The 6345-nt window shown below is 58.7% G+C and carries 8 protein-coding genes; 6 read left to right on the top strand and 2 right to left on the bottom strand.

Going from position 1 to position 6345, the window contains the following annotated elements:
• Positions 1-230: 230 nt before the first annotated feature.
• Entirely contained in the window at positions 231-1379 is a 1149-nt protein-coding gene (locus tag LJE91_05715; protein MCG6868233.1) for a GGDEF domain-containing protein, read from the bottom strand.
• Positions 1380-1798: 419 nt separating this feature from the next.
• Complete coding sequence (locus LJE91_05720) at positions 1799-2311, bottom strand: hypothetical protein (protein MCG6868234.1); 513 nt, start codon at positions 2309-2311, stop codon at positions 1799-1801.
• 198 nt (positions 2312-2509) lie between these two features.
• Here LJE91_05720 and LJE91_05725 point away from each other — a divergent pair, with 198 nt between their 5' ends.
• The 6 genes from LJE91_05725 to LJE91_05750 all read left to right on the top strand — a co-directional run.
• Entirely contained in the window at positions 2510-3400 is an 891-nt protein-coding gene (locus LJE91_05725; GenBank protein MCG6868235.1) for a fumarylacetoacetate hydrolase family protein, read from the top strand.
• A gap of 138 nt (positions 3401-3538) precedes the next feature.
• A complete protein-coding gene (locus tag LJE91_05730; protein MCG6868236.1) occupies positions 3539-4222 on the top strand; it encodes a hypothetical protein in 684 nt (227 codons plus the stop codon).
• A 210-nt stretch (positions 4223-4432) separates the two neighbouring features.
• Positions 4433-5125, top strand: a complete 693-nt coding sequence (locus LJE91_05735; GenBank protein MCG6868237.1) for an SRPBCC family protein — start codon at positions 4433-4435, stop codon at positions 5123-5125.
• Positions 5126-5180: 55 nt separating this feature from the next.
• Positions 5181-5594: a hypothetical protein gene (locus LJE91_05740; GenBank protein ID MCG6868238.1), complete on the top strand. Its 414-nt coding sequence runs from the start codon at positions 5181-5183 to the stop codon at positions 5592-5594.
• A gap of 311 nt (positions 5595-5905) precedes the next feature.
• Positions 5906-6112: a hypothetical protein gene (locus tag LJE91_05745; protein ID MCG6868239.1), complete on the top strand. Its 207-nt coding sequence runs from the start codon at positions 5906-5908 to the stop codon at positions 6110-6112.
• Positions 6102-6345 (top strand): hypothetical protein (locus LJE91_05750; protein ID MCG6868240.1); only part of this gene is annotated, 244 nt, incomplete at its 3' end. The genes LJE91_05745 and LJE91_05750, both read left to right, overlap by 11 nt.

Below are 6345 nucleotides of genomic sequence, written 5' to 3' on the forward strand. Positions count from 1 at the left end.
ACAACCTCCTTGGTACGGTCCAAAGTGAACTTGAATTGTCTGATACGAATCCGGCGGATGTTAATGACTGCGATCGATCCACTCGTTCGAGTCCCCAGTTCTATAGGGCAAAAACGAAACCATCAAGTCGCGCTTGGGAAAATGGTACCGATTTCAAAAACGTTACCTACTATTCTCGCGCTTCCGCTATAGACGGAACCAACAAAGGGCACGTCACGAGCTGGTAGCGGTCATTGAGCCTCGACGGTCTCGACTCTGTCTTTCCCTTCTCTCTTAGCTTTGTAAAGGGCAGCGTCTGCACGGTTGAACAACAACCCCGCGTCGAGAGAACTGTCGGGTACTACACTCGATACGCCGAAACTCATTGTCACTTCGGGAATTTGCTTGTCATGGCTTTCAGCCAGGGTCCTTACATCGACTCTGATTGCTTCCGCCAGCGCCAATACATCATCAAGGTGAGTCCCTGGCAAGATGATAGCAAACTCTTCTCCACCCACACGCGCTACCACATCGGCGCCGCGCCGTATGTGCTGTTCCAATACTTCGGCGACCGATCTGAGGACCCGATCGCCAACTGCATGTCCATGCGTATCGTTGCATCGTTTAAAGTCGTCTATATCCGCTATTACCAGTGATAGCACTTGCTTACCGCGCATGGCGCGGTACCACTCTCGCTTCATTGCTGCCTCGTACGCGCGCCGATTAGCCACACCGGTGAGGTGATCAAAGGTGGCCTGATATTGGCTGTTGATTCGGCCAATAATCGACTCATGCGCCGTCTGGTAGATTTTCCGAGAAAGCAGATACAGCAACGTGAAGTAAACCGGGATAACCACTCCGATGACCTTTGCAACCATTAAGTTATCCGAGATCAGATGCAGCGTAACGGGAGTGATTGCAGGCAGTAGAAACACGGGATACGCGAAGCGATGATATGAAAGGGATGCAGTAGCCGCTGCGCACATTGCTACAATAAAAACTGTCAGAAATAGACTGTTTTCCGGCTGATCCGAGACGTAAAACAGGCCCCCCGCCAACCCCCAGAGAATGCCGGAAATTACTATCGATGCTAAGAACCATTTCTCCAGACGGTGCGATTTTGCTTCGCCTTTGAATCCATTCGGAACTCGTTGCCACATCACCAATCTGGCGACATTGAACACGATTACGACGACTAACCACGCGATCAGCAGACTGTGTTGGGCGGTATCCCACAACCCGACAGTCAGGGCGATACTTCCCGCAAGATTTCCCACAAATAAAAAATTAGCGTGGCGAAACAGAACCCTGAAGTGCTCGGTTTGTGCGCGCTTTTCCCTCTGAGGTTCCGATCGCATATTCCACTGGAAGTGGAGAGCCCCTTTTTCGTCGTAGTTCAAGAATATACTCTGCTGCCATATCGGCGGTTGCATGTGAAAAGTAGGGTCTTTATTCTCAGGCGAGCTGGTATTGATGCCCGCAGGATGATCGGAAATGAGGAGCACAGTACCGCTCAATAATGCCTTATAAATCGTAACTACTCAGCCCCGAACGAAGCTATTCCTTACCGCGGCATAAAAGGGGCACCACCAAATGCGTTGGCCAGAGCATCGACAACATTTATTGTCAGGCTGAGTAGTTACGCGCCAAGCGCATGTACGAAAAGTATAAATCACATGGCGCAAGAAGGTTGTCAGCGATGCATCCGAGATTTACTCGATGATCCAGTTGCTCCCGGCGTCAGCACCGGTTTGCAATGTTCCACGCTTAGCGGTATCCGGGTCGGCTGCATTCCTCGCCCCCCGTCTCGCAGGCCAGGCTAGCCGGGTTCCTCGATGGAAAAGTATCCGCCCAGGGTGGCGGCGATGTCCTCGGCGGTCACGAAGTTTGGCGTGGCGCTGGGTACCGGCCACAGGCAGTTCATGCGCCGGAAGGGATTGGTGTCCGTTGCGCCCAACGTGACCTTCATCACCGAGACCTTCTCGTTGGAGTCCCCGACCCGCCGATCGTCGTAATCAACGGTTTTCACCGGGATGGTCTGTGGTTTGACCTCGAGATCGTTGCCGGGGGGCTGACCCAGTTCCAGCCTGCAATAGGGCATGTCGTTACGGAGCTCGTGCGCTTCGACGATCCGTCCGTTCTGAAATACCGTCGCCGGAACACCGCGCGAAACGACCACCTGTTTGAGCAGCACCAGGGATGATCCCGCGGTGATATCCTGAATCGCTGGCACCGGATCGTAGGTATCCTTTTTCGTCTGACATCCCGCCAGGGCGACAAACACCCAGAGCAGGAGCACCGCACTTCCGACTTCCGTGAAGGTCTTCCGCATGCCGTTCCCCGAATCGTTTTTAACGAGTCTCCACCAAGGCCGGAAGCTTAGTGAAAACGACACCCCATTGCCAGGCACAAACGAGACAATCGGCGCCGGCAGGGGCAATCGCTTTCGCTTGAGTGTCACCACGGGTAAGCTTCTTGCTCACCGCCCGGCGAAGGCGCTCGATAAATCCATACGGATGGGGACCACGGTATGTTGCTGGTGACTTTCAGGGACGATGACCCGACGCGGATCGGGGCCCTCGATCGGCAAAATGACGAGGTCGTCGACCTCTCGCGGGCCGCAGACGGATTGCCGAGGTCCCTGCTCGAACTCATCGCCGCCGGAGATACGGCACTGGAGACCGTGAGACGCGCCGTGGAGTCGGGGGCCGGCCGAAGACCGCTCACGGGCCTGACGCTGCTGGCGCCCATACCGCGTCCGGCGCGCAACATCCTCTGCATCGGCAAGAACTACCGGGAACACGCCCACGAGGTGCAGTCGCTTCCCGCTGGCGGAGGAAAGGTCGAAGACATCGTCCCCGTACATCCCATCGTCTTCACCAAGGCCGCCAATACGGTCATCGGGCCGGGAGAAACGATTCCCGGCCACCTCGATCCCACCGAATCGGTCGACTACGAGGGCGAGCTGGCGGTGGTGATCGGCACGGGCGGCCGCGGCATCTCCCAAGCGGATGCCATGAGACATGTCTACGGCTACACCATCCTCAACGACGTGACCTCGCGCCGCCTGCAGAGGCGCCATCAGCAGTGGTTCATCGGCAAGAGTCTCGACGGATTCTGCCCCATGGGTCCGGCGCTGCTCACCGCCGACGCCGTTCCCGAGGTGGGAGAATTGCGGGTGCGGACCCGGGTGAATGGGGAACCTCGCCAGGATGGATTACTGGCGGACCTGATCTTCGACATCCCGTGTCTCATCGAGACGCTCTCCGCCACGATGACACTGGAACCGGGCGACATCATCGCCACCGGGACGCCGGCCGGGGTCGGCATGGGCTTCAAACCGCCCCGCTTTCTTCAATCCGGTGACGTCGTAACCGTCAACATCGAGCCCATCGGCACGCTGGAAAACCCGGTCGGGTGATGCCCGTCCATTGGCCCGCCAGGCCGTGTTCCACAACCCGGCCGACGCTTGTGCGGCGACGACTCCACCACGCCCAGTGTGGCGTTGATCCCGCACTTCTACAATCGATTCTCGGAGGCGACTTACCGGGTTCGCTCGATGCCACGAGACAGAAAACCAGGCAAGCGGTCAGGCGTTCTGGACTTCGCCACGACCTGGGGCGGGGCGGCGCTGGTCGTCCTGATCGGTTTCGTCGTGACCTGCCAGTTCGTGCAACCTGCCCCACCGGACCGGATTTCCATTGCCACCGGCAGCCGGGACGGCGCCTATTACCACGATGCAATGCAATACCAGCGCATCCTGGCCCGCGACGGCTGCACGCTGGAGCTCGTGGAGACGGCGGGATCCCTGGAGACCCTGAAGCGTCTGACGGGCGACAACGGTGGCGTCGACCTGGCCATGGTTCAGGGCGGGATTCCCGCCCCCACCGACAACATCGCGATCGAGTCGATCGGCAGCCTGTTCGAAGATATCAGGGTGCAACTCGACGCCCTGCGGGCTGCGCAACAGGCGCCGGTCGATGCAGGAGCAGAGGCGCAACGAATCGCCCCCTCGCCAACCACCAGGAATGGAACCGATATCGAGGAAGCCACGGACTCCATCGTCGAAGACAACGGCTACGACATCGCGGCGCAGTTCGAGGAACTCGTCGAGGTGCTGGACCGGGAGATCAGGGAGGGATTAGCGGACGTCACCTCCAAGGTCAGACGCATCCGATCCGGGTTCGAGTCCTTTTTCCGAAAGCGCGATAAAACAGCCTCGGCCCCGTGCTGGACCTGCTGATCGAGGCGGTCAGAAAGGAGAGGTCGCCCGGGTTGAGTCTTACCGGCTGCGACGCAGGCGCCTGGGCCACGAGCGCGCACGCCATGGTCCGTATTTGCCAACGCCGAATCCGAAGACACGCACCTGTCGCCTGGATTAGACTTGGGTTGGTATACGGGCAGGTGACACCTTCCCCTGCACCTTGCGGGAACCCTTGCCCATGAGACGAATATGGGCCGTCTTATACGCGCAATGTCCGCTCACAGGCCTCGGTCGGGGAGGCGGCGGAGGCATGCGGCCAGACTGGCGGGCGCACACTGGCTCCTGCTGGCGATCGTCTGCGGCCTGGAGGCCGGCGAACTCCAGGAACTGAGTGTTACAGATAACGATGGCACCTATCACATCAGAACGGTGATGCGGGTGGACGCACCCGCCGATCAGGTCTACAAGGTACTGACCGATTTCGAGCATATCTACCGGCTCAATCCTTCGATTACGGAAAGCGAGGTGCTTCCTCCAGCCGAACCGGGCACGACCCGGGTGCGGACCCTGATCGAAGACTGTGTCTGGTTTCGCTGCCTGAAGATCAACCGAATGCAGAGTGTGCATGAAGACAGTCCCTGGTATCTGCGCGTGGAGACCGACCCCCGGAACAGCGACTTCAAGTCCGCCACCACCGAATGGTGGATCCTGCCCTACGGTGATGAGGCCACCAAGGTGATCTACGATGCGCAGATGACACCGGACTTCTACCTACCGCCCGTCGTCGGCCGTTTTGTCCTGAAGATCAAGATGCGCGAGAGCGTCGTGACGAGCTTCGAAAGGCTGGAATGCATCGCCCGGATCAACGGCGGGCTCGTCCCCAGGGGTCGCATCGCGCGCGATGGCTATCCGTACACCGAGTACTCCGATTGTGGCAGTTGACCCGACGGTACCCCGTAGCGATCCGATATCCGTTCACCTGCCGGTGAACAGGACGATGGCCCAACCAATCCCGCGGTCACGACGGCGAGCGATGATACGGGCGATGGCTACCGCCGGGCTCGCGACCCTGGCGATCGCCCTTTCCGGTTGCCGCTCCACCCCCGAGGTGAGCTACTCGCGTGACGTGTCCCCGATCCTCAAGAAGAAATGCGTGACATGTCACACCCCACCCGACGGCGAGGGTTACAACATCGTCGGACTCGACATGGCGTCCTACGAAGGAATCATTCAGGGAACCTACTACGGCCCCATCATTGAGCCCGGAGACAGCCGGCACAGCATCTTTAACATGGCGGGGGAAAGGCGCATTCACGTGAATTCGAATGAACTGAGAGACTGCATACTCCTGTCCGAGGAAGAGATGGAGGTCCTGCGCACCTGGGTCGATCAGGGTGCTCGCAACAACTGACACCTGCCCCGAAATCCCCTCATTGGACCCGTCTCGGCCCCATTCCACGGGGTTTTCCCGACGTAGTGTGCCATTCTTCGAAGGCGTGCGCTTAGATTACCTCAATCAGGCCGGCCTCATTGATTCGTATCATGGATAAGAAAACTCATCAGTGTTTTAGAATATACTGGGTGTTTATAGTGGCTCGGTTTCCGAGCCTACCTCCTCAGCATTGCCTGTAACCTGATGGCCGGCGAGTTCGGTGAGCTGTCCATCAAGGACAACGACGGGGTCTACGCAGGGGGATCCTGCCGGACGGAAACGGGAGCACGGTGATCTACATCGCCGAAATGGAACCGGATTTCTATATCCCACCCATCGTCGGCCCCTTTGTCATGAGAAGCGAGCTGCGCAACGGCATTCTGAAAAGTGTCGAAAATCTCGCGTGCATCGCACGGGACAATGCGGGACTGACCACATCGAATTATCACCCGCTTGATGGTACTTCGTACCTTGAAGGCAACGCTTGTGGGAGATAACACCCAGACCGGCAAATCGGCAGGGAACCCTCCACACCGGCCCGGAAGCAACATCTCTGTCGCCTGCGCGCCGGCAAGGGAACCTCCGCCCCATGATATCGCCCGCGAGCGCGTTGTCGTCGTGCTCGCGGCGTCCGCACTCTCCCTCTGTGCCTGTCAGTCGCCCCCACCGGTCAGTTACGCCTGGGACGTGTCTCCCATCCTCGAGCAGAAGTGCGTGCCATGCCATACGC

It is taken from the genome of Gammaproteobacteria bacterium (genome assembly GCA_022340215.1).
Classification (GTDB): Bacteria; Pseudomonadota; Gammaproteobacteria; order JAJDOJ01; family JAJDOJ01; genus JAJDOJ01.

Excerpts from the sequence above, each read along its gene's own strand:
- LJE91_05740 (MCG6868238.1), top strand. The coding sequence starts at position 5,181 with ATGGCCCAACCAATCCCGCGGTCACGACGGCGAGCGATGATACGGGCG.
- LJE91_05720 (MCG6868234.1), bottom strand. The coding sequence starts at position 2,311 with ATGCGGAAGACCTTCACGGAAGTCGGAAGTGCGGTGCTCCTGCTCTGG.
- LJE91_05725 (MCG6868235.1), top strand. The coding sequence starts at position 2,510 with ATGTTGCTGGTGACTTTCAGGGACGATGACCCGACGCGGATCGGGGCC.
- LJE91_05735 (MCG6868237.1), top strand. The coding sequence starts at position 4,433 with ATGGGCCGTCTTATACGCGCAATGTCCGCTCACAGGCCTCGGTCGGGG.
- LJE91_05730 (MCG6868236.1), top strand. The coding sequence starts at position 3,539 with ATGCCACGAGACAGAAAACCAGGCAAGCGGTCAGGCGTTCTGGACTTC.